The following is a 21,618-nucleotide window of genomic DNA, read 5'->3' on the forward strand; positions in this document are numbered from 1 at the left end:
GCCTCAGCGCAGCTCCTGGACGCGGATCAGGTTGCCCGCGGGGTCGAGGAAGGCGCAGTCCCGGACGCCGTACGACTGCTCGATCGGCTCCTGGATCACCTCGGCGCGGGACTGGAGCCGCTCGAAGACGGCGTCGAGGCCGGGGGTGGCGAGCAGGAGCTCGGGGTCGTCGCCCGCCGGGCGCAGCACGACCGAGGCACCGGCCCGGCCCGCGGGGCCGACGGTGATCCACCGCCTCCTGTCGCGGCCCACGTCACCGTGTACCTCGAAGCCCAGGACGTCCCGGTAGAAGGCCAGCGAGGCCTCCGGGTCGTCGTGCGGGAGGAAGCTCGCCCGAATCGTGAGGTCCATGACCGTCACGCTAGCGACGGCCCCCGGCCCGCGCTTCTCGAATCCTGACCGTCCTGACCGGTCTCAGCGCACCAGCCCCGCGATGTGTGCCGTGACGGTGTCGAGGATGTCCGACCAGGCGGCCGCGTCGCCGAGGACGAGGTAGTTCAGGGTGAGCCCGTCGGTCATGGCCGCGAGATAGCGGGCCAGGACGGAGACCGGCACCCGCAGCTCCAGGTCCATGTCCCCCCGGAGCTGCTCGATGAGCTCGGCGTACGCCTCGCCGTACAGCTCGTACTGGCGTCTAGCCAGGTGCTCGAATCCCGGCTCGCGCAGGGCGTACTGGGTGAGCTCGTAGGTGAGCATGTGCGCCTCGGGGTTGGCGCGGACATGGTCCCAGTACGCCCGGAAACCGGCGGCGACGGTCTCCTCCAGGGTGTCCTTGGGACGCAGCGCATCCTGGACCACGGTCACCGAGTGATCGGTGAGCGTGGTGATCACGGCCTCGATCAGGGCCTGCTTTGAGTCGAAGCAGTAGTGGAAGACGCTGAGGGACACGCCGGCCTCGGCGGCGATGGACCGGGTCGTCGTCTTCGCGACGCCGTCCCGGGCCATCGCCCTGATCGCCGCTTCCGTCAGCTGTCTGCGCCGCTCGGCCGACGGCATGCGTGCCATACGTGTCCCCCGCTGTCGTGTCGGTCAGCCGCTGTGGACGCCCACCTCGTACAGCGAGTATCCCCAGTCGGTGCCGCGGGCGAGACCGTGGACGCGGACGTAACGGGCCGGTGTGCCCGCGAACTTCGCCGTGTCGAGTCCGCCGTCACCGGCGGTCGTCGACCAGGCGGTCGTCCAGTTCGTGCCGTCCGTGGAGAGCTCGATCCGGTACGACTTCCCGTACGCCCGCTCCCAGCGGAGCGTGACCTTGGAGACCAGGTTGGTGGCGCCCAGGTCGACCTGCCACCACTGGTCGTCGCTCCAGTCACTGGCCCAGCGGGTGGAGTCGTCACCGTCCACCGCGCGGCCCGGCTGGTAGCTGGTGAACGGGTTGGACTCCGACGAACTCGCCGTCGCCGCCCTGCCGCCCGCGAGGTTCACGGACGCCTGGTGCTGCTCGGCGGCGCCCCAGGTGTCCAGGTAGGACTCGGCGCCCCGGAACAGGTCGTCGACCACGCCCTGGCCACCGACGAGCCGGATGTCCTCGATCCAGTCCGGGATCATGCCGACATGGGCGGCCCCGTCGGTGTTGAAGTCGAAGGTGCGCTGCCCGGACGTCTGCTTGTCGATGACCGATCCGCCGTCGACGCTCTTGAAGGGGTACGTCACCTTGTTCGCGGCGTCCGCTCCGCGCGGTGCGGGGTGGTCGCCGATGCCGTTGAAGTCGGTGCCGTAGCCGTAGCCGACGTTGTACTTGTCGCGCAGCGCGTCGGTGCGCTTCGCCTCCGCGGCGAATCCCTCGGAGCCGTGCATGTACTGGGCGACGAAACCGCCCAACGAGTACACGCGCTCGGTCCAGTTGAGGTCCATCCAGCTGTGCGAGGAGAGCACGCCCGGGTAGTTGGCGGCCTCGAAGATGTCGAGGACCTGGCCGGTGGCCTTGACGCTCATGTGGTCGATCTCGAGCATCATCTTGCGTTTCATCATGCCGCGCACGGCGTACTCGCCGAGATCGGTGAGCCCGCGGACGTTGCACTGCGCGGCCTTGTCGTACTCCGGGACCTCGGTGCCGGCCGGCAGGTCGTTCTCCGCCTCGGAGGTCGCCGTACCGATGGGGTTGTCGTGCTGCGGGCCCTTGCAGGTCTCGGTCTTCCAGAAGGTGCCGGTGGACAGGAACTGCCCGACGTTGATGGCGGTTCCGAGGCCGCCCTCGTCGAAGCGGACACCGCACAGGGCGTTGTCGAACTTGTGGCACAGGAACATCGAGCGCACGCCCAGCCCGTACAGCTCGTCGAGTCCCTTGTCGATGTCCGCCTTGCTGCACTGCCCGATGTCGAGGATCTGCTTGCAGCCGAACGGCTCGGAGGTCTCGACGCCGAGGACGACCGCCAACTTGCCCTGCTGGATGACCTGTCGGGCCTGCGCACTGTCGGTGACGATCCGGAACCAGCCCTTTCCGGTGCCGCCGTACATCTTGTCGACGAAGGCCTGGAGGTCGTACGTCATCCTGGCCTGCAGGCGGATCGAGGTCATCTCGTCACAACTGCGGTCCTTGAACGGGTAGACGGAGCAGATCATGCCGTTGGTGACGAGGTCGTTGACGAGCACCCGCTGGCCGCCGCGCCAGGCCCGCTCCACCCAGGCGTAGTAGTTCGCCTGGTGGGTCATCGAGTCGTACGCCGGCCAGTCCTTGAAGGTCGGCCAGCCGACGGGGTCGTGCTTGCCGTCGCCGCCGTGGGTGATGTAGTCGAAGAGCGCGAGGCTGCCGTCGGGGTAGTGCTCGGGGCAGTCCTTGAGCGCGTCGGCGACTCCGGACTCGGAGAACACCTTGCCGCAGATCAGCCGCCCGCCGAAGGCCTCGTTGGAGAAGAGGTGGTTGTGGGCGTCGATGAACCCCCGCACCTCGCCCGCGGAGTTGGTGCCGGTGAAGGGCGCTCCGGTGACGTCGACCTGGACGTCGGGGGTGGGCCTGGCCGTCGGTGTCCACCAGTCGGTGGCCGCCGAACTCTGGGTGGGGCCGAGGATCGTGGCCAGCACCAGGAGGAGCAGGGTGGTGACGGTGATGTTCTTGCGTCTGCGGCAGGTGCGTCCGGCCATGGCCCACGTCCCTCGGTCGGCGGGATGCGCCGTCGACCGAGGGCGTTTTGACTGCCCTTGGAGTTGTCATGACCGGCGCAATAGATGCGTCGAGGATCGCGACCGAGCGCGTTCCGAGTCAAGAGTCCGGGACAGTTGACCTGATACCTGGGGTCCATCAACCGTTCACGCAGGCCGCTCCGTTGAGAGTGAAAGCGGTCGGAGCGGTGTTCGTGGCGCCCTTGCTGCCGATGAACCCGAGCGTGACCGAACCTCCGGCCGCGATGGTGTCGGTGTAGGAGGCCGGGGTGACGGTCACCGAACCGCCGCTCTGCGCGGCCGTCCCGCCCCACATGTTGGAGACGGTCTGCCCGTTGGCGAAGGTGAAGCCGAGCTTCCAGCCGCTGACCGCGGCGGTACCGGTGTTGCTGATGACGATCTCGCCCTGGAAGCCACCCTGCCACTCGCCGACCACGCGGTAGCCGACGGAACAGCTCCCGGCGGGCGTGGTGGCGGTGGTGACGCTCACCGTCGCCGAGCGGGCCGACCGGTTCCCGGCCGCGTCACGGGCGTAGACGGCGAACGAATAGGCCGTGTCGGCGGTCAGGCCGGTCACGGTCACCGAGTTCGCCGTCGAGGCAGCGACCTTCGTCTCGGTTCCTCCGCTGATCCGCACGACGTCGTACCCGGCGATGCCAACGTTGTCAGAGGACGCGGTCCAGGACAGGTGGGCCGAGGTCGCCGTCACCGCGGAGGCGGTCGGTGCGCCGGGGGCGGTGGGGGCCTGGGTGTCACCGGAACCGCCGCCGAATACCGTCGCCTCCTTGGCGGTCTGCGCGATGCCGTTGGCTCCGTTGAAGATGCGCTTGCCCCACGACGTCATCTGCGCCGGGTCGAAGTTGAGGACCAGGTCGAGGATCGGGTCGGTGTTGCCGCTCCAGGACCAGGCCAGATAACCGATGTGGAGCTGTTCGGCGGTGGCCATCATGGTGTCCTCGTCCGGATCGCCCCACTGATCGGCGGGGCCGCCGAACTCCCCGATCACGATGGGCAGTTTGGCGCTCACGAAGGCGTTCAGGTAGTCGGTGACCTCCGCCGCGGTGTCGAAGACGCTGTACATGTGGATCGAGAAGATCAGGTTGCCGGTGGTGTCGGCGGCGTACACGGACTGGGCGTTGGTGCGCATGACCTGCTGCCAGTCCTGGCCCCAGTTGGGCGCGTCCACCATGATCGTGTGCTGGAGGCCGGCATTGCGGAGCTTCTGGATCGCGGCGATCGTCGGAGCGGTCCAGCCGGCCGGGTCGGTGTTGCCCCAGGGCTCGTTGCCGATGTTGATGACGATGTAGTCCTCCTGGCCGGCCAGGACACTCTTCAGACCGATCCAGTAGTCGGCGGCCTGGTCGAGGGTGCCGGCAGCGCTGTCCTCGCCGTAGCCGGTGGTGTCGTGCACCTCAAGGACGCAGATGAGCCGGTTGGCCTTGCACTGCGCGACGACATTGGCCACGTCCGAGGCGGTGTTGGCGGTCCAGCGGTGGCCGTCCGCGAGGACCACGCGGACGGTGTTGGCGCCCTGCGCCTTGATGTCGGCCAGCGAGCCGAGCTCGTTGGGGTACCAGGTGTGGGCGTGGTTGACGCCGCGCATGACGAAGTCGTTGCCGTTGCGCTCCACCAGGCGGCCGTTGCTGATGTGCAGACCGGTGGCGGCGGCATGGGCGCCCGCGTTCTCGGCGGCCTGGGCCGTGCCAGGACAGAGGGCGCCGAGCACCACCAGTCCGAGGAGGGCCGCCAGCCGGGCCAGGAAGGTGCTCAAGGGGCTCTTTCTCGTTCTTCTCACTGCGGCTCCAGAGGTGGGTGAGGCAGATGGAAGGAGTATGGGAGCGCTCCCATGGAAGCCAATACGTCAAGTACACGTCAAGATGCGCGACGGCAAAGGGTCGTGACCGCGCATAGGGTTCCGAGCCTCGACCACCGCACCTGGGAGGCACGTTGACCACACGACCCCTCGACCCCCACTCGGTCAACGCCGAGGCCTGGCATGCCTACGGCGACCACCACCTGCGGCGCGGCACCGTGCTGCCGGACCTGGAGAGGTTCGACTGGGGCCTCCGGGACACCGGGCCGGGGGCCGGGATCCTCGGCGAGCTCGCCGGGCGGCGCGTGCTGGACCTCGGCTGTGGCACGGGCCGGCACGCGGCGCACCTCGTCCGCGTGCACGGCGCCTCGGTGGACGCGGTCGACTCGTCGCCGACACAGCACGAACGGGCCCTCGCCCGCTTCGGCTCCCTGCCCGGCCTGCGTCTGATCCGGGCTGACGCCGTCGACCACCTCGGCTCGGCGGAACCGTACGACGTCGTGTACTCCGTCAACGCGGTGCCGTACCTCGACCCCCGCAGACTGCTGCCCGCCCTCGCCGGGGCGCTGCGGCCCGGCGGGACACTGTGCTTCACCGTGCTGCACACCAACTCGCGCGGTGAAGGCCCCTCCTCCGCAATCGAGCCCCGGTCCGAGACCCTGCGGCTCGCCGGAGGCGGGGAGGTCGGTGTCCGGATGTGGGTGCTCGCCCCCGAGCTCTGGACGGACCTGCTCGGCGAGCACGGGCTGCGGGTCGAGGGCGTCGACGTCCTCGACGCCCCGGAGGAGGGCAACCACGCCTCCTACCGGATCTTCCGGGCGACCCGTCCCATCCGGGTCTCCTCCCGCGAGCGCACCAACCGGGGGCCGGTCCCGCACGCGGCGATCGGGGTCGGCGCCATCCTGCACGGCCCGCGCGGACTGCTCCTCGGCCGGCACCGACGCGGCACCTGGGAGCTGCCCGGTGGCACGGTGGAGCCCGGAGAGTCGCCGGCGGAGACGGTAGTGCGCGAACTCCGCGAGGAGACCGGGATCGAGGCCCGCCCGGCCGACGTCCGGCTGCTGGGCACCCTCCTCGACGATGTCCACGGCGTGGTGCGGATGACGGTGGCCAGTCAGGTCACCGCCTGGCGGGGCGAGCCCTCGGACCAGCCCGGCGAACGCGTCGGCGACTGGCGCTGGTTCCCCCTGGACCGGCTTCCGGAGAACCTGTTCGTGTGCAGCGCCCAGGGCCTGACCGCCTGGCGCCCGGAGCTGCCGATCGACCGTACTCGGGCGCACTTCACGCCGTACGCCGGCCCCAGATGAAGGCGGAAGACACCATGGAGCTCAAGGATGTGCTGGCCGACTGGCTCGACTATGACGTCGCGGCGTTCCGACTCGGTGTCTTTCTGGGCGTCTTTCCGCGTGACCAGAAGTTCTCCTCGGTGAAGCGGATGTTCTGGGTGGACGGGTATCCGCTGGGCGACATGCTGGTGGACCTCCTGGACCGGATGGCGCAGGCCGGAGTTCTGCTCAAGGACGAGGAGGACGCGCGGTACAAGTGGAACCCGGCGCCCATCGACCTGTCCTGAGGCCCGCCGCCCGAGTACCGGACCGTGCAACCCCCTCGCAACCTTCCCCGTGCTGCACTCGACGACCATGGACGAGGATTCCGCACGTGCCGTGTCCGACGAGGTGGCGCGCGTCGAGGTCACGCCCGCTGCCGCCGAGCTGCTGCGCCGGTTGCGCGAGGCGCACGGGCCGCTGATGTTCCATCAGTCGGGCGGCTGCTGCGACGGCAGCGCGCCGATGTGCTACCCGGAGGGCGAGTTCCGCACCGGCGGCTCGGACGTGCTGCTCGCCGAGCTGGACGTGCCGGGGGTCGAGGAACCGGTGACGTTCTGGATGTCGAGGAGCCAGTACGCGGTGTGGGCCCACACCCGGCTGATCGTCGATGTCGTCGCGGGCCGGGGCAGCGGATTCTCTCTCGAGGCACCCGAGGGGGTGCGTTTCCTCATCCGTTCGCGTGTGGTCGGCGCCGAGTAGCCCCTCGGGCCACCGTCGTCTGGTGCACTTCCCTGAGTTCCGGCACAGTTGACGCGACCTCAGGGAGAGCTGTGACGCACCGTCAAAGACGTTTCGGCGCAGGTAGACCGGTACTGACGTTTCTCGCGGCACTCGGCACGCTGGCCGGTGCGGCCCTGGTGGGGGCGGCACCGGCCGGCGCCGCGCCGGGGTGGACACCCCTCGCGACGGGCGTGCAGTACGAGCAGTTCGACATCTCCGCGGCCGCGGGGGTGGCGCACGCCCATGTGATCCGTGCGGACCTGGGCGAACCGGGGGTGCGGGTGGAGCTGCTGTATCCGGGGGCGGTGGCCGCGCGGGCCACGGTGTCCCGGCTGGCCACCGCGCAGGGCGCCCTCGCGGGGGTGAACGGCGACTTCTTCAACATCTCGGAGACCCAGCACCCCGGCGTCGAGGCCACCGGCGCGAGCGTGGGCCCGGCGATCGCGCAGGGACGCGCGCTCAAGGCGGCGGTGCCGGCCGGCCAGCGCTTCGGACCCGCGCTGCCGCCCGGCACGAGCACCACGGACGTGTTCGGCGTGGGCACCGACCGTCGGGCCCGCCTCGACGACCTGGCGCTCGACGGGTCGGTGCGGACGCCCGAGGGGCAACTGCCGCTCGGCGGGCTGAACCAGTACGCGCTGCCCGTCGGTTCGGTCGGCGCGTTCACCTCGGACTGGGGCGGCGCGTCCCGGGTGCGGGCGACCTGCGGGACGGACACGGACCGGGCCGCGCCGTGCAGCACGGACACCTACGAGGTGACGGTCCGCGACGGGCAGGTCGTCGCCGCGGCCGACACCCCTGGCAGCGGGCCGGTCGCCGACGGCACCACCGTGCTCGTGGGCCGGGAGGCGGGCGCGCAGCACCTGCGGAAGCTCTCGGTCGGCTCGGCGGTGACCGTGCAGCACCGACTGGTCGCGGCCTCGGCGGGAGTCGCGTACCGCTTCGCGCTCGGGGGCTATCCGGTGCTCGACGACGGCAGCCCGCTGCCCGGCCTCGACGACACGACGTCGGCCGTGCGCACGGCCGTGGGCATCGCGGACGGCGGACAGCGGCTCTATCTTCTCGCGCTGGACGGGTCGCCCGCCTATCGCAGCGGGCTGACGATCGCCGAAGTCGCCGACGCCATGCGGAGGTTGGGCTCGGTCGACGCCTTCAGCCTGGACGGCGGGGGTTCCACGACGATGGCCGCCCGTACGCCGGGCACCGGCGCGGTCGCCGCACTCAACCACCCCTCGGGCGGCGCCGAACGGCCCGTACCGAACGGCATCGGGGTCTTCTCCACCGGCTGAGTTCAGGGGCGCAGACTGCTGACGATGTCCGCGGTCGCCGTCATGCCGCTGTGGATGGTGGGCGCGATGCTCGTGCCGGCGAGACAGAAGCCGAGCAGCGCGCACACCAGCGCGTGGGAGACCTTGAGTCCACCGCTGCGCAGGAAGATCACCGCCAGGATCAGCAGCAGCACCAGCACAGAAAGGGAAATCACCATGGACAGCCTCCTCCGCCACGCCGCCCGGTCCCGTTCACGGCGTTCGGCCGCAAGTGTGGCGTAGCGGAGGGTTCGTCCGGGCGGCTGAAGTGTCCTCCGAACGAGTGGTGTCCGTGCTCGCTGGAAGGCGCCTAGCGGTGGGTGTCCAGGAAGGTCTCGAGGCCTGCCAGGTCGTCGGTGTTGAAGTAGTCGACGTCGGCGGCGAGGAGCTCGGTCCACAGCGCGTCCCGGGCGGGCCCGGCGAGGTCCGGGGTGGCCCAGAAGCGCACCTTCTGCCCTCGCGCGTGGGCCTGCTGGACGATGCTGCGCAGTTTCTGCCGCTCTGCGTCGGGGAAGCCGCCCTCGCCGAGCCAGGTGAAGTTGAGCGTCCAGTTGTCGCTGATCAGCGGGATGAGGGAGGCGGGCGCCGCGCTGCCGAGGTCGGTGAGCCGGCCGTCGTAGAAGGCCCGGCGTACGGTCTGGGCCTCCATCGGGATGCGGGCGGCTCGGTCGCCGGAGATCACTGCGGTCACGGGGCCGGGGACGACCTTGCCGTGGACGTAGGTCGTGAACAGGTGCCGGTAGCGCCGCAGATGGCGGTCGAGTTCGAGGTAGGTCGAGGAGCCCTCGGTCTTGATGTCGACGAGCAGCTGGAGCGGGTGGCGGTGACCTCGGTACACGGAGCCGTGGTTGGCCTTGACGATCCCGGCCAGCGGGTCGAGGTAGAGGGACTCCAGGGTGCGCGTCGGGTCGAGGTCGTCCACGGTATGGCCGACGAGCAGTTGGTCGCCGACGAGGAAGATGTCGGCCTCGACGCTGCCGAAACGGTGGTCGAGGGCGTCGAGGAGGGGGCGCGGGTGCTCGTAGTCGTTGTGGGCGTGCGCGCGCCACAGCGGACGGGGGCGGTGCTTGCGGCCGTCGGCCCACGCGCTGCCGACGGGCGGGGCGACGGTCGCCGCGACCGCGGCACCGAGGGTCGTGAGGGCTCTGCGACGGGTGATGAGGGCCATGTTCTGCCTCCCTGTGGGGCGGGTCGGAACCACAGGGAGTATGGGGCCCTTCGGCCCTCAATGGACCTGTACGTGCCAGGAGTTGGCCGGACTGCCGCCGCCCGTTCACTCCTTGCGCGCAGGCGCACGGAAAAGCCCGCCCCAGGTGGGGCGGGCTTCACCGGCGTTCACCCGGTGACGCTCAGGGCGCCTGCAGGTCGACGAGTTCGGCCAGCCGGGCACGGTGCGCGCCCGCCGAGCCGTAGGCGATCGAGTCGGCCTTGGCCCGCTTGAGATACAGGTGGATCGGGTGCTCCCACGTCATGCCGATACCGGCGTGCAGCTGGAGCGCCTCCTCGGCGGCGTGCACGGCGACGGACGCCGAGTAGGCCTGCGCGACGGCGACCGCCACGTCGGCGTCCTCACCCGTCGCGAGCGCGTCGGCGGCGTTGCGGGCGGCGGCACGGAGGTTGACGACCTCCAGCCACAGCTGGGCGAGCCGGTGCTTGAGCGCCTGGAAGCCGCCGACGGGCCGGTTGAACTGCTTGCGCTCCTTGAGGTAGCGCACGGTCTCGGTCAATGTCCATTCGGCGAGCCCGAGTTGCTCGGAGGCGAGCAGTCCGGCCCCGGCCCGCAGGGCGCGGTGCACGGCGAGTTCGGCGTCACCCAGCAGGCGCCCCCGCGCCCCGTCGAGGGTGACGGTCGCGACCGGCCTGGTCAGGTCGAAGGAGACCTGCGGGGTGACGGTGGCGGCGGAGGCGTCCACCGCGTACAGCCCACCGTCGTCCGCGGGCACGAGCAGCACGTCGGCCGCCTGCGCGTCCGCGATCGCCGTCAACTCCCCGTGCAGGGCACCGCCTTCGTGGCGTACGACCTTGTAGGCGCCGCCCGGCGCGACGTTCAGCGCAACGGCGAGCGCGCCGATCCTCCGCCCTTCCGCGAGCTCGGTGAGCAGGTCGCCGGCGTCGCAGGCGAGCAGGGCCTCGGTGGCGACGACCGCGCTGGTGAGGTAGGGAACGGGAGCGACCGCGCGGCCCAACTCCTCCAGGACGACGGCGGCTTCGCGGTGCGAGGCGCCCTGGCCGCCCTTGTCCTCCGGGACCAGGAGTCCCGCGAGGCCCATGCCGTCGGCGAGGGCCTTCCAGGCGGCGAGGTCGTGCGGGGTGTCGGACTCGGTGCGGGCGATCACGCCAGGGGCGTCGCAGTGGTCGGCGAGCAGGTCCCGTACGGCGGCCCGCAGCGCCTCTTCCTCCTCCGAGTACAGCAGGTCGCTCATCGGGCCAGGTCCTTCCAGGCGACGTCCTTGTCGGTGCGCGGCTCGGCCGGGAGGCCCAGGACGCGCTCGGCGACGATGTTCAGCAGGACCTCGCTGGTCCCGCCCTCGATGCTGTTGCCCTTGGAGCGCAGATAGCGGTAACCGGCGTCCCGGCCGGTGAAGTCCACCAGCTCGGGCCGGCGCATGGTCCAGTCGTCGTACAACAGGCCCTCCTCGCCGCGCAGTTCGACCTCCAGGCCGCTGATCTCCTGGTTGAGGCGGGCGAAGGCGAGCTTCATGCCGGCGCCCTCGGGCCCTGGCTGTCCGGCGACGAGCTGCTGGCGCAGGCGCTCCGCGGTGAGGCGGGCGACCTCGGAGTCGACCCAGAGCTTCAGCAGGCGCTGGTGCAGGTCCTGGGTGCGCAGTTCGGGGCGCTCGCGCCAGGTCTTCGAGACCGGGCCGATCATGCCGCCCTCGCGGGGCAGTCGCATGCCTCCGATGGCGACGCGCTCGTTGTTCAGCGTGGTCTGCGCGACCCGCCAGCCGTCGCCGATCTCGCCGAGGCGGCGGGAGTCGGGGATGCGGACGTCGGTGAGGAAGACCTCGTTGAACTCGGCCTCGCCGGTGATCTGCCGCAGCGGGCGGACATCGACACCCGGGTCGGTCATGTCGCAGAGGAAGTACGTGATGCCCGCGTGCTTGGGCACGTCCGGGTCGGTGCGGGCGATGAGGATGGCCCAGCGGGAGTTGTGGGCGCCTGACGTCCACACCTTCTGCCCGTTGACCACCCAGACGTCGCCCTCCCGCACGGCCCGGGTCCCGAGGGCGGCGAGGTCGGACCCGGCGCCGGGCTCGCTGAACAGCTGGCACCAGACCTCCTCCCCCACCCAAAGAGGCCGCAGATAGCGCTGCTTCTGCTCCTCGGTGCCGTACCTGAGGATGGTCGGGGCGGCCATGCCGAGGCCGATGCCGTTGCGCCGCGGGTCGTTGTCAGGGGCGCCCGCGGCCTCCAGCTCGGCGTCCACGACGACCTGGAGGGAGCGGGGCGCGTTCAGTCCGCCGAGGCCCTCCGGGTAGTGCACCCAGGCGAGCCCCGCGTCGAAGCGGGCCTTGAGGAAGTCGAGCCGGTCCGTGCTCGCGGGCGGATGTGCGGCCAGCAACTCGGCGGTGCGGCGCTTGAGTTCGGCTGCGTCGGTCATGCCTGTGCTCCCGTGGGTACGACGGCGATCCGGCCCGTGGTCACCCCGTCGCCGAGGCGCTGCACGGCGTCCGCGGCCCCGGCGAGCGGCACCCGCTCGCTGATCAGCGGCTTGATCGCGCCCCGGGCGGCCAGTTCGGTGAGCTGCTCGTGGCAGTGCTGGACCAGCTTCGGGTTCTTGGTGTTGTACAGACCCCAGTGCAGGCCGAGGATCGCGTAGTTCTTCACCAGGGCGTGGTTGAGGCCGGGGCTCGGGATGCTCCCGCTGGCGAAGCCGACGACCACGATCCGCCCCTCGAAGGCGACGACCTTGGTCGACTGCGTGTAGGCCTCACCGCCCACGGGGTCGTAGATCACGTCCGCGCCCCGGCCCCCGGTGGCCTCCTTCACGGCGGCGACGACGTCCTCGCTCCGCCGGTCCACGACCACGTCACACCCGAGCTCCCGGGCCACGGCGGCCTTGTCGGCACCGCCGACGACCCCGATGACGGTGGCCCCGGCCGCCTTGCCGAGCTGCACGGCCGCGCTGCCGACCCCTCCGGCGGCAGCGTGGACGAGCAGCGTCTCCCCGGCTTCCAGGCGGGCCCGCCGGTGCAGACCGAACCAGCCCGTCTGGTAGCCGATGTGCAGCGCGGCGGCCTCTGCGTCGTCCAGCGAGTCCGGGGCGGACAGCAGCGCGGCGGCGTCGGCGACGGCGTACTCGGCGAAACCGCCGTGCGGCAGCGCGGGGTTGGCGATCACGCGCCGGCCGTCCTCGGTCTCGCCGCAGATCTCCACGCCGGGTGTGAAGGGCAGCGGCGGGCGGACCTGGTAGTGGCCGCGGCACATCAGCACGTCGGGGAAGTTGATGTTCGCGGCGCGCACCTTCAGCAGGACCTGGCCGTCGCCGGGCACGGGCCGCGCCACCTCCGCGAGGCGCATCACCTCGCTCGGCTCGCCGTTCTCGTGCACTTGCCAAGCCTGCATGGGGGGCCTCCACGGGACTGCGTCGTCATGCCGGGGTCTGACCGGGGTCCTCCGCATACTAAGCGGTCGCTTGCCGATCAGGGAACAGTCCGCGGGGGAAAGTGTCGGCACGCACACCGAAGGGACCGCGCAGCGGTTGCACGACCCGGTGAGGCCTGAACAGGGTGACAGGGACGAGTCGGGCACCCGTGCCCCAGGACGGCCCCCGACGATCACCGGAAAGGACCCGCACCCATGACGGTCATCAACAGCCCGCTGCCGGAGAAGGAACGCAAGATCGCGGGCGGCGCCCTCCAGGCGACCCTGGTCGATCTGCTCGACCTCTCCCTGGTCGCGAAGCAGGCGCACTGGAACCTGTACGGGCCGCGCTTCCGGTCCATCCACCTCCAGCTCGACGAGGTCGTCACCACGGCACGCGAGTACGCCGACACGGTGGCCGAGCGGGCCGCGGCGCTGGGAGTGAGCCCGGACGGACGGGCCGCGACGGTCGCGGCCACCAGCGGAGTACCGGAGTTCTCACCCGGTTGGACGAAGGACGTGGACGCCGTCGGCGCGCTGGTGCGGGCCTTCGCCGCGGTGGTCGAGCGGGTGCGGGAGCGCATCGAGCGGACCGGTGCGGCGGACGCCGTGACCCAGGACCTGCTGATCGGCCTCACCGCCGACCTGGAGAAGCAGAGCTGGATGTTCCAGGCCGAGCACCAGGGCTGAACGGCCCCGGCGCGTCCTGACGCCGCGACGGTGTCAGTGCTCCAGCCGGTGCGGGTGGGCCGGGTACACACCGAGGATGCGTACCTCGGTGGAGAAGAACCGCAGTTCGTGCAGGGCGAGGGCGACATGCGGCTCGTCGGGGTGGCCCTCGACCTCGACGTAGAAGCGGCTGGCGTTCAGGCCCGCGCCGATCTGATAGCTCTCGATCTTCGTGAGGTTCACCCCGCTGGTGGCGAACCCGCCGAGCGCCTTAAACAGGGCGCTGGGGATGTTGCGCACGGAGAAGAACAGGCTCGTCATCGTCGGCGCCCCGGTGTCCGGGGCCGACACGGCCTCCCGGGACAGGACGACGAACCGGGTGGTGTTGTCGGGGTCGTCCTCGACCCCGGAGCGCAGCACGTCGAGGCCGTACAGTCCGGCCGCGGCAGGTGGGGCGAGCGCCGCGTGCCGGGGGTCCGCCAGTTCGGCCACCTCGCGGGCCGCTCCGGCCGTGTCGTCGGTGACGAGGGTGCGCCAGCCGCCCTCCCGCAGCACCTTGCGGCACTGCCCGAGCGCGTGCACATGACTGCGTACGCACTCCACCTGGTCCGGTGTCGCCCCGGGCACGCCCATCAGGTCGAAGCGGATGGCCAGGAAGTGCTCGGCGATGATGAACAGCCCCGACTCGGGCAGCAGATGGTGCACGTCCGCCACCCGGCCGGCCGCGGAGTTGTCCACCGGGATCACCGCGACGTCGGCGGTGCCGAGCGTCACCGCTTCCAGCGCCTGCTCGAAACCCGTGCAGGGCTGCTCGGCGCAGCCGGGGTACAGGGTGTGCGCGGCGGTCGCCGAGTTGGATCCGGGTTCACCTTGGTAAGCGACGGTCGTCACTGGGCTCGGTCTCTTGTCGTCGGGCGGCGGAAGCTCCGTAACGTATCAGGAACCGCCGCCCTCAGATCCAGGTGTCCAGCCACATCCTGGAGTACCAGTCGGCGTACGGGATGGTCTCCCCGGTGTAGAGCGGGAAGAAGTAGACGAAGTTCCAGACGATGAGCAGGACGAGGGTGCCCGCGGCCACCGCGCCCTGGGTGCGCCGTCTGCGGCCGGACCCCGGTGGCCCCAGGATCGCGCCCACCGTCATCGCCACGGCCAGGCACAGGTACGGCACGAAGACCACCGCGTAGAAGGAGAAGACCGTACGGTCCTGGTACAGGAACCAGGGCAGGTACCCGGCGCCCACCGCGCACAGGACGGCCCCGGCCCGCCAGTCGCGGCGCAGGGCCCAGCGGAAGATCAGGTAGAGCAGGGCGGCGCAGGCCGACCACCACAGGAGCGGGGTGCCGAGGGCGAGGACCGTCCGGGAGCAGTCGACCGCCGTGCTGCAGCCGTCCCGGCCAGGTTCCGGCGACTGGTAGTCGAACAGCACGGGGCGGCCCTGAACCAGCCAACTCCAGGGGTTGGACTCGTACTTGTGCGGGGTGTGCAGCCCCACGTTGAAGCGGTACACCCCTTGCTCGTAGTGCCACAGGCTGCGCAGCGGGGCGGGGATCCATGACCAGGTGCCGCCGCGGCCGTCGGCCCAGTGGCGGTCGTAGCCGTCGTCGGACAGGAACCAGCCGGTCCAGGTCGCCAGATAGGTCAGCACGGCGACCGGCACCAGGGACAGCAGGGACCCGCCGAGATCCTTGTTCAGCACCGCCAGGTAGGGGCGGGAGGAACCGGCCACGCGGCGGGAGCCGACGTCCCACAGCACGGTCAGGACGACGAAGAAGACCAGGACGTACAGGCCGTTCCACTTGGTGGAGGCCGCCAGCCCGAGGAAGACGCCCGCCGCGAGCCGCCAGGGACGCGGTCCGGTTCCGGCGTGGTCAGCGGTGTGTTCGTCCGGGCGCGCGCGGCCGTCCTCGCCGACCGGCAGGGCGGCCGCCAGCCGGGCCCGGGCGTGGTCCCGGTCGACCAGCAGGCAGCCGAACGCCGCCAGGACGAAGAACATCACCACGAGGTCCAGCAGGGCGGTGCGGCTCATCACCACATGCAGACCGTCCACCGCGAGCAGCGCGCCGGCCAGGCAGCCCAGCGGGGTCGAGCGGAACAGCCGACGTCCGACGCGGCACAGCATGAGCACCGACAGGGTGCCCAGGGCCGCCGTCATGAAGCGCCAGCCGAACGGGGTGAGGCCGAACATCCACTCGCCGAGGGCGATCACCCACTTGCCCGTGGGCGGGTGGGCGACGAACGCCCCGGTGTCGGAGAGCGGGACGATCTGGGGGTGGGCGAGGATCTGCGGGTCGGCGATCTTGCGGTCCGGCCAGGTGCCCTCGTAGCCGAGCCGCAGCAGGGACCACGCGTCCTTGGCGTAGTAGGTCTCGTCGAAGATCACGGCCCGCGGCCGGCCGAGGTGCCAGAAGCGGATCGCCCCGGCCAGGCCGGCGACCAGCACCGGCCCCAGCCAGTCCCACACCGACGCCTTCGGGAACCGCGGAACGAGACGCTCACGGACGCCGGTCACCGGGCGGGCCGTGTAGCCGAACCGGCGAAGGCGCTCCTGCCAGTCCCGGGGTTGTGTCGTCGGACTGCTGTCGACGACAGGGGAACAGGTCACGTCACTGCTCGTCACCGGGCGACCTGCCGTGCCGCGAGGTGTGCCGGAGGCAATATCTCGTGCATCCGGTGAACTTACCCGGGACGTCGTCCAGTTGTCTCAGTTCCTCACGCCTTCCGGGGCCGCGCCCGTACGTGCATCCGCTCGCCCTGCGGACCGAAGAGACTCAGGAACTCCGCCGGCCCCTCCCCCGTCGACCCGAACCAGTGCGGCACCCGGGTGTCGAACTCCGCCGCCTCCCCCGCCGTCATCACCACGTCATGGTCGCCCAGCACCACCCTCAGCCGCCCCGCCAGTACGTACAGCCACTCGTAGCCCTCGTGGGTGCGCGGTTCCGGCTCCTCCTCGCGGCGCGGCACCAGCACCTTGAAGGCCTGGAGTCCGCCGGGCTGCCGGGTGAGCGGCCAGAAGGTGCGCCCGTGCCGTTCGAGCGGCGCGGAGCGCACCCGGGGATCGCCGACCGGCGGGGCGCCGACGAGTTCGTCCAGCGGCACCTGGTGGGCCTGGGCGATCGGCAGCAGCAGTTCCAGGCTGGGCTTGCGCAGGCCGGACTCCAGCCGGGAGAGCGTGCTCACGGAGATGCCGGTGGTCTCCGAGAGGGCCGCGAGGGTCACCTCCCGGTCCTTGCGCAGCCGCCTGAGCCTGGGTCCCACTTCGGCGAGAACGTCGTCGGTACTCATACCCGTATTGCAGAATCGGCAAAGTCGTTTGTCAATCCCGCGTCCGCGGAGCGACCGTGTCGGCATGACGGAGACATACGGCGAGACATACGGCGAGACGTACGAAGTGATCGTTGTCGGTGGCGGCGCGGCAGGCCTGTCCGCCGCCCTGGTCCTCGGCCGGGCCCGGCGCCGCACCCTGCTCGTCGACGCGGGCGAACCGCGCAACGCGCCCGCCGCCCACATGCACGGCTTCCTCACCCGGGACGGCATGCCACCCGCCGAGTTCCTGGCGGTCGGCCGCGAGGAGATCAAGGGGTACGGCGTCGAGCTGGTCCGCGACCGGGTGGTCGAGGTCGCCCCGGGCTTCGCCGTGACCCTGGCGGGCGGACGCGTGGTCCGGGCCCGTCGCCTGGTCCTCGCGACCGGCCTCGAGGACGAGCTCCCCGACGTGCCCGGCGTCGCCGAGCGCTTCGGCAAGGACGTCCTGCACTGCCCGTACTGCCACGGCTGGGAGGTCCGCGACCAGGCCTTCGGTGTGCTCGCCACGAGCCCGCTCAGCGTGCACCAGGCGCTGATGGTCTCCCAGTGGTCGAAGGACGTGACCTTGTTCCTGCACAGGGTCACCGAGTCCGAGCTCCCGGACGACGACCTGCGCAGGCTGGCCGCGGCCGGTGTCCGGGTGGTGCCGGGCGAGGTCGCCGGGCTGGTCGTGACGGACGACCGGATCACCGCCGTACGCCTCGCCGACGGCACGGATCACGCGCGTGAGGTCGTCTTCACCGCGCCCCGGGCCGTCCCGCGGAACGACCTGCTGGAGCGGCTCGGAGCCGAGTTCCAGGAGACGCCTTTCGGCAGGTACCCCGTGGTGGACGGGAACTGGCAGACCACTGTGCCCGGCGTGTACGCCGTGGGCAACGCGGCCGGCTTCGGCGAGCAGGTGATCAACGCGGCGAGCGCCGGGTACCGGGCGGCCGCCACGATCAACGGTGAGCTGCTGATGAGCGACCTCGACGCGGCTGCCGGGGTGTAGACCGACCGCCTCCGGTACACCCTGGAGGCATGTTGCTTGCCCGGCTTGCACAGGTGTCCCAGGACGTCGCCGCGACCTCGGCGCGCTCGAAGAAGATCGCGCTCCTCTCCGAGCTTTTCCGGGACGCCGAGGCGGACGACGTCCCGATCGTCATCCCGTATCTGGCGGGACGGCTCCCGCAGGGCCGGCTCGGCGTCGGCTGGAAGGTGCTGAGCCGCCCGGTCGCCCCGGCCGCGGAGCCGACCCTGACCGTACGCGCGGTGGACGCCCTCTTCAGCGAGCTGGGCAAGGTGGCAGGCGCGGGGTCGCAGACCGAACGCGCCCGACTGGTGGGTGAGTTGATGGGCGCGGCCACAGAGGACGAGCAGCGGTTCCTGTTCGGGCTGATCAGCGGGGAGGTACGGCAGGGCGCGCTGGACGCGGTCGCCACGGAGGGGCTCGCCCAGGCGACGCAGGCGCCTCCCGCCGAGGTACGTCGTGCCGTGATGCTCGCGGGCTCCCTCCAGACGGTGGCCGAGGCCCTGCTCACCGACGGCGCGCCCGCCCTGGACCGCTTCCGCCTCACCGTCGGCCGCCCGGTGATGCCGATGCTGGCGCACAGCGCCTCCTCGGTGGCCGAGGCGGTCGAGAAGCTGGGCACCTGTGCGGTCGAGGAGAAGCTGGACGGTATCCGCGTCCAGATCCACCGGGACGGCGATGTCGTACGGCTGTACACGCGCACCCTCGACGACATCACCGACCGGCTGCCCGAACTGACGGCCGCCGCGCTGGAGTTGAGGGGCGAGCGGTTCATCCTGGACGGCGAGGTGATCGCCTTCGACGAGGCCGGGCGCCCCCGTTCCTTCCAGGAGACCGCGGGCCGGGTCGGCTCCCGCGTGGACGTGACGACGGCCGCCGAGGCGGTCCCCGTCGCCCCCGTCTTCTTCGACGCCCTGTCCGTCGACGACCGCGACCTGCTGGACCTGCCCTTCGCCGAACGGCACGCGGAGCTGGCCCGGTTGGTGCCCGAGCCGATGCGGGTCCGGCGCACGCTGGTGTCCGGGCCCGAGGACGTGGGGGCGGCCGAGGAGTTCCTCGCCGAGACCCTGGAACGCGGCCACGAGGGCGTTGTCGTGAAGTCCCTCGACGCCCCGTACAGCGCGGGCCGGCGCGGTGCGTCCTGGCTGAAGGTCAAGCCCGTGCACACCCTCGACCTGGTGGTGCTGGCCGCCGAGTGGGGCCATGGGCGCCGCACCGGCAAGCTCTCCAACCTGCACCTCGGCGCCCGTACCGCCGACGGCGGCTTCGCCATGCTCGGCAAGACCTTCAAGGGCATGACCGACGCGATGCTCACCTGGCAGACCGAGCGGCTCCAGGAACTGGCGGTGGACAGCAGCGGTTACGTGGTGACCGTACGGCCCGAACTCGTCGTCGAGATCGCCTACGACGGCCTCCAGCGGTCGACCCGCTATCCCGCCGGTGTCACCCTCCGCTTCGCCCGCGTGGTCCGCTACCGCGAGGACAAGCGGCCCGAGGAGGCCGACACCGTGGAGACACTCCTGGCCGCGCATCCCGAGGTGAGGCCATGAGGACGAGCGCGGGGCTGCTGTTGTACCGGCACACCGGCGACAGCCTGGAGGTGTTGCTGGGCCATATGGGCGGTCCGTTCTTCGCGCGGCGGGACGCCGGGGCGTGGACGGTTCCGAAGGGTGAGTACGAGCCCGGGGAGCCCGCCTGGGACGCGGCCCGCCGGGAGTTCCAGGAGGAGCTCGGGCTGCCGCCGCCGGACGGGGAGGCCGTACCTCTGGGCGAGGTGCGGCAGACGAACGGCAAGGTCGTCACGGCGTGGGCGATCGCGGCCGACCTCGATCCGGCGGCCGTGGTGCCGGGGACGTTCAGCATGGAGTGGCCGCCGAAGTCGGGTCGGACACAGGAATTCCCCGAGCTGGACCGCGTCGAGTGGTTCGGCCTGGACCGGGCCCGGGCCGTGATCGTCAAGGCGCAGGCCGCGTTTCTCGACCGGCTGGCTGAGCACTCGGCCTGACGTCCACGCGTTGCGGTCGCCCCCGCGGCGCGGGAAGGTCGAAGCACAGTCAGCTCTTCAGGAGGTCGGTCATGCCCATCGCGACGGTGAACCCGGCGAACGGCGAGACGCTCAAGACGTACGAGGCCATGGGCGAGGAGGAGATCGAACGCAGGCTCCAGCTCGCCGAGGCGACGTTCCGCACCTACCGCACGACGTCCTTCGCGGACCGCGCCCGTCTTCTGAACCGGGCCGCCGAGCTCCTCGACGACGCCCAGCAGGACATCGCCCGGGTCATGACCACCGAGATGGGCAAGCCGGTCAAGCAGGCCCGCGCGGAGGCCGCCAAGTGCGCCAAGGCGATGCGCTGGTACGCCGAGCGCGCCGAGTCGCTGCTGGCCGACGAGGAGCCCGCGGAATACGACGTCAAGGACTCGGGCGCCTCCCGCGCCCTGGTCCGCTACCGGCCGCTCGGGCCCGTGCTCGCGGTGATGCCGTGGAACTTCCCGCTGTGGCAGGTGATCCGCTTCGCCGCGCCCGCGTTGATGGCGGGCAACGTCGGCCTGCTCAAGCACGCCTCGAACGTGCCGCAGACCGCCCTGTTCCTGGAGGACCTCTTCCACCAGGCGGGGTTCCCGGAGGGCTGCTTCCAGACCCTGCTCGTCGGGTCCGGCGCGATCGACGAGATCCTGCGCGACGAGCGCGTCAAGGCGGCCACGCTCACGGGGAGCGAGCCCGCGGGGCGGGCGGTCGCCTCGACCGCCGGCGACATGGTGAAGAAGACCGTGCTGGAGCTCGGCGGCAGCGACCCGTACATCGTCATGCCGTCCGCGGACGTCGACCGGGCCGCCGAGATCGCGGTGACCGCACGTGTGCAGAACAACGGACAGTCCTGCATCGCCGCCAAGCGGTTCATCGTGCACACGGACGTCTACGACCGTTTCGCCGAGCGGTTCGCCGAGGGCATGAAGGCCCTCAAGGTCGGCGATCCGCTGGAGGAGGACACCGAGGTCGGGCCGCTGTCGAGCGAGCAGGGGCGGGCCGACCTGGAGGAACTGGTCGACGACGCCAGGCGCGGCGGGGCGAGTGTGCTGTGCGGCGGACAGCGGCCCGAGGGTCCCGGCTGGTACTACCCGCCGACCGTCGTCGCGGACGTCACCCGCGAGATGCGCATCCACCGCGAGGAGACCTTCGGTCCGGTGGCCACGCTGTACCGGGCCGCCGACCTCGACGAGGCGGTGCTGATCGCCAACGACTCGTCGTTCGGGCTGAGTTCCAACGTCTGGACCCGGGACGACGCCGACGTCGACCGGTTCGTACGGGACCTGGAGGCCGGCGGGGTGTACGTCAACGGGATGACCGCCTCGCATCCCGCGTTCCCGTTCGGCGGAGTGAAGCGATCCGGGTACGGGCGTGAGCTGTCCGGGCACGGAATCAGGGAGTTCTGCAACATCACGACGGTTTGGCACGGAGCGTGACACTTGCGCGGCTAACATCCCGGGTGTGAACCGCGAAGTGACTCTGCCTCTGATCGTCGATGACCGCGGGACCCTGCAAGTCGCCGCCGCCGACGTGAGCAAGCTGCTCCGCAGTCTCGGCGGGCGGTGGCTGCACCTGGTCGAGGCCGGGGCGGAGGGGCTGGACGAGGATACGGTCGCCGCGCTGACGATCGAGCTGGCGAAGCTGGCCGACCGGATCGATGTGGCGTGCATCGCGCACAGTAGCGGTGGGGCGCCGTAAGGACTGCTCGTTCACTGCCGTGTGCGGCTTCGCCGACCCGGCGGACGGGTCGGCGAAGACAT

The 21,618-nt window shown here is 71.1% G+C and carries 22 protein-coding genes; 10 read left to right on the forward strand and 12 right to left on the reverse strand.

Features of this window, described 5'->3' with window-relative positions:
* Window positions 1-3: 3 nt before the first annotated feature.
* The 4 genes from ABZT93_RS16255 to ABZT93_RS16270 form a co-directional block, all read right to left on the reverse strand.
* On the reverse strand, window positions 4-351 hold the full coding sequence (locus tag ABZT93_RS16255; RefSeq protein WP_356104580.1) for a VOC family protein: 348 nt from the start codon (window positions 349-351) through the stop codon (window positions 4-6).
* A 63-nt stretch (window positions 352-414) separates the two neighbouring features.
* Complete coding sequence (locus ABZT93_RS16260; RefSeq protein ID WP_356104582.1) at window positions 415-1,005, reverse strand: TetR/AcrR family transcriptional regulator; 591 nt, start codon at window positions 1,003-1,005, stop codon at window positions 415-417.
* A gap of 24 nt (window positions 1,006-1,029) precedes the next feature.
* Complete coding sequence (locus ABZT93_RS16265) at window positions 1,030-3,081, reverse strand: discoidin domain-containing protein (protein ID WP_356104584.1); 2,052 nt, start codon at window positions 3,079-3,081, stop codon at window positions 1,030-1,032.
* A 157-nt stretch (window positions 3,082-3,238) separates the two neighbouring features.
* A complete protein-coding gene (locus ABZT93_RS16270; protein ID WP_356104587.1) occupies window positions 3,239-4,870 on the reverse strand; it encodes a cellulase family glycosylhydrolase in 1,632 nt (543 codons plus the stop codon).
* A 176-nt stretch (window positions 4,871-5,046) separates the two neighbouring features.
* On the opposite strand from ABZT93_RS16270, the gene ABZT93_RS16275 reads away from it, so the two are divergent.
* The 4 genes from ABZT93_RS16275 to ABZT93_RS16290 all read left to right on the forward strand — a co-directional run bounded on the left by ABZT93_RS16275 (window position 5,047) and on the right by ABZT93_RS16290 (window position 8,249).
* Complete coding sequence (locus tag ABZT93_RS16275) at window positions 5,047-6,219, forward strand: bifunctional class I SAM-dependent methyltransferase/NUDIX hydrolase (RefSeq protein WP_356104589.1); 1,173 nt, start codon at window positions 5,047-5,049, stop codon at window positions 6,217-6,219.
* Window positions 6,216-6,485 carry a hypothetical protein gene (locus tag ABZT93_RS16280; protein ID WP_356104592.1) on the forward strand — a complete coding sequence of 90 codons (270 nt, stop codon included), beginning with the start codon at window positions 6,216-6,218 and terminating at the stop codon, window positions 6,483-6,485. Before ABZT93_RS16275 ends, ABZT93_RS16280 begins: the two co-directional genes overlap by 4 nt.
* Window positions 6,486-6,552: 67 nt before the next feature.
* The gene (locus ABZT93_RS16285; RefSeq protein WP_356104595.1) at window positions 6,553-6,939 is read left to right on the forward strand and encodes a DUF779 domain-containing protein; all 387 of its coding nucleotides are present in this window, start codon (window positions 6,553-6,555) and stop codon (window positions 6,937-6,939) included.
* A 71-nt stretch (window positions 6,940-7,010) separates the two neighbouring features.
* Window positions 7,011-8,249, forward strand: a complete 1,239-nt coding sequence (locus tag ABZT93_RS16290) for a phosphodiester glycosidase family protein (protein ID WP_356104597.1) — start codon at window positions 7,011-7,013, stop codon at window positions 8,247-8,249.
* Between the two features lie 2 nt (window positions 8,250-8,251).
* Here the strand turns inward: ABZT93_RS16290 and ABZT93_RS16295 are convergent, their stop codons facing one another.
* From ABZT93_RS16295 to ABZT93_RS16315, 5 genes are all read right to left on the reverse strand, one after another.
* Window positions 8,252-8,446 carry a hypothetical protein gene (locus tag ABZT93_RS16295; RefSeq protein WP_356104600.1) on the reverse strand — a complete coding sequence of 65 codons (195 nt, stop codon included), beginning with the start codon at window positions 8,444-8,446 and terminating at the stop codon, window positions 8,252-8,254.
* A 131-nt stretch (window positions 8,447-8,577) separates the two neighbouring features.
* Complete coding sequence (locus ABZT93_RS16300) at window positions 8,578-9,435, reverse strand: phosphatidylinositol-specific phospholipase C/glycerophosphodiester phosphodiesterase family protein (protein WP_356104602.1); 858 nt, start codon at window positions 9,433-9,435, stop codon at window positions 8,578-8,580.
* A 181-nt stretch (window positions 9,436-9,616) separates the two neighbouring features.
* Window positions 9,617-10,690 carry an acyl-CoA dehydrogenase family protein gene (locus ABZT93_RS16305; protein ID WP_356104605.1) on the reverse strand — a complete coding sequence of 358 codons (1,074 nt, stop codon included), beginning with the start codon at window positions 10,688-10,690 and terminating at the stop codon, window positions 9,617-9,619.
* Window positions 10,687-11,868, reverse strand: coding sequence for an acyl-CoA dehydrogenase family protein (locus ABZT93_RS16310; protein ID WP_356104608.1), 1,182 nt, complete (start codon window positions 11,866-11,868; stop codon window positions 10,687-10,689). Before ABZT93_RS16310 ends, ABZT93_RS16305 begins: the two co-directional genes overlap by 4 nt.
* Window positions 11,865-12,833: an NADPH:quinone oxidoreductase family protein gene (locus ABZT93_RS16315; protein WP_356104610.1), complete on the reverse strand. Its 969-nt coding sequence runs from the start codon at window positions 12,831-12,833 to the stop codon at window positions 11,865-11,867. Before ABZT93_RS16315 ends, ABZT93_RS16310 begins: the two co-directional genes overlap by 4 nt.
* A 234-nt stretch (window positions 12,834-13,067) precedes the next feature.
* On the opposite strand from ABZT93_RS16315, the gene ABZT93_RS16320 reads away from it, so the two are divergent.
* Window positions 13,068-13,541, forward strand: a complete 474-nt coding sequence (locus ABZT93_RS16320; protein ID WP_356104612.1) for a DNA starvation/stationary phase protection protein — start codon at window positions 13,068-13,070, stop codon at window positions 13,539-13,541.
* 33 nt (window positions 13,542-13,574) lie between these two features.
* Here the strand turns inward: ABZT93_RS16320 and ABZT93_RS16325 are convergent, their stop codons facing one another.
* From ABZT93_RS16325 to ABZT93_RS16335, 3 genes are all read right to left on the reverse strand, one after another.
* Entirely contained in the window at window positions 13,575-14,411 is an 837-nt protein-coding gene (locus tag ABZT93_RS16325; RefSeq protein ID WP_356104614.1) for a prephenate dehydratase, read from the reverse strand.
* A 61-nt stretch (window positions 14,412-14,472) separates the two neighbouring features.
* Entirely contained in the window at window positions 14,473-16,122 is a 1,650-nt protein-coding gene (locus ABZT93_RS16330) for a phospholipid carrier-dependent glycosyltransferase (protein WP_356104617.1), read from the reverse strand.
* Window positions 16,123-16,229: 107 nt separating this feature from the next.
* Window positions 16,230-16,802, reverse strand: a complete 573-nt coding sequence (locus ABZT93_RS16335) for an XRE family transcriptional regulator (RefSeq protein WP_356104619.1) — start codon at window positions 16,800-16,802, stop codon at window positions 16,230-16,232.
* 64 nt (window positions 16,803-16,866) lie between these two features.
* On the opposite strand from ABZT93_RS16335, the gene ABZT93_RS16340 reads away from it, so the two are divergent.
* From ABZT93_RS16340 to ABZT93_RS16360, 5 genes are all read left to right on the forward strand, one after another.
* The gene (locus ABZT93_RS16340; RefSeq protein ID WP_356104621.1) at window positions 16,867-17,814 is read left to right on the forward strand and encodes an NAD(P)/FAD-dependent oxidoreductase; all 948 of its coding nucleotides are present in this window, start codon (window positions 16,867-16,869) and stop codon (window positions 17,812-17,814) included.
* Window positions 17,815-17,843: 29 nt separating this feature from the next.
* Window positions 17,844-19,382, forward strand: a complete 1,539-nt coding sequence (locus ABZT93_RS16345; RefSeq protein WP_356104624.1) for an ATP-dependent DNA ligase — start codon at window positions 17,844-17,846, stop codon at window positions 19,380-19,382.
* Window positions 19,379-19,837, forward strand: a complete 459-nt coding sequence (locus ABZT93_RS16350) for an NUDIX domain-containing protein (RefSeq protein WP_356104626.1) — start codon at window positions 19,379-19,381, stop codon at window positions 19,835-19,837. Before ABZT93_RS16345 ends, ABZT93_RS16350 begins: the two co-directional genes overlap by 4 nt.
* A gap of 71 nt (window positions 19,838-19,908) precedes the next feature.
* Complete coding sequence (locus tag ABZT93_RS16355; RefSeq protein ID WP_356104628.1) at window positions 19,909-21,294, forward strand: NADP-dependent succinic semialdehyde dehydrogenase; 1,386 nt, start codon at window positions 19,909-19,911, stop codon at window positions 21,292-21,294.
* Window positions 21,295-21,319: 25 nt separating this feature from the next.
* Window positions 21,320-21,556, forward strand: a complete 237-nt coding sequence (locus ABZT93_RS16360) for a DUF6213 family protein (protein ID WP_356104631.1) — start codon at window positions 21,320-21,322, stop codon at window positions 21,554-21,556.
* Window positions 21,557-21,618: the final 62 nt, after the last annotated feature.

This window comes from Streptomyces sp. NPDC005303 (genome assembly GCF_040607335.1).
Lineage (GTDB): Bacteria > Actinomycetota > Actinomycetes > Streptomycetales > Streptomycetaceae > Streptomyces.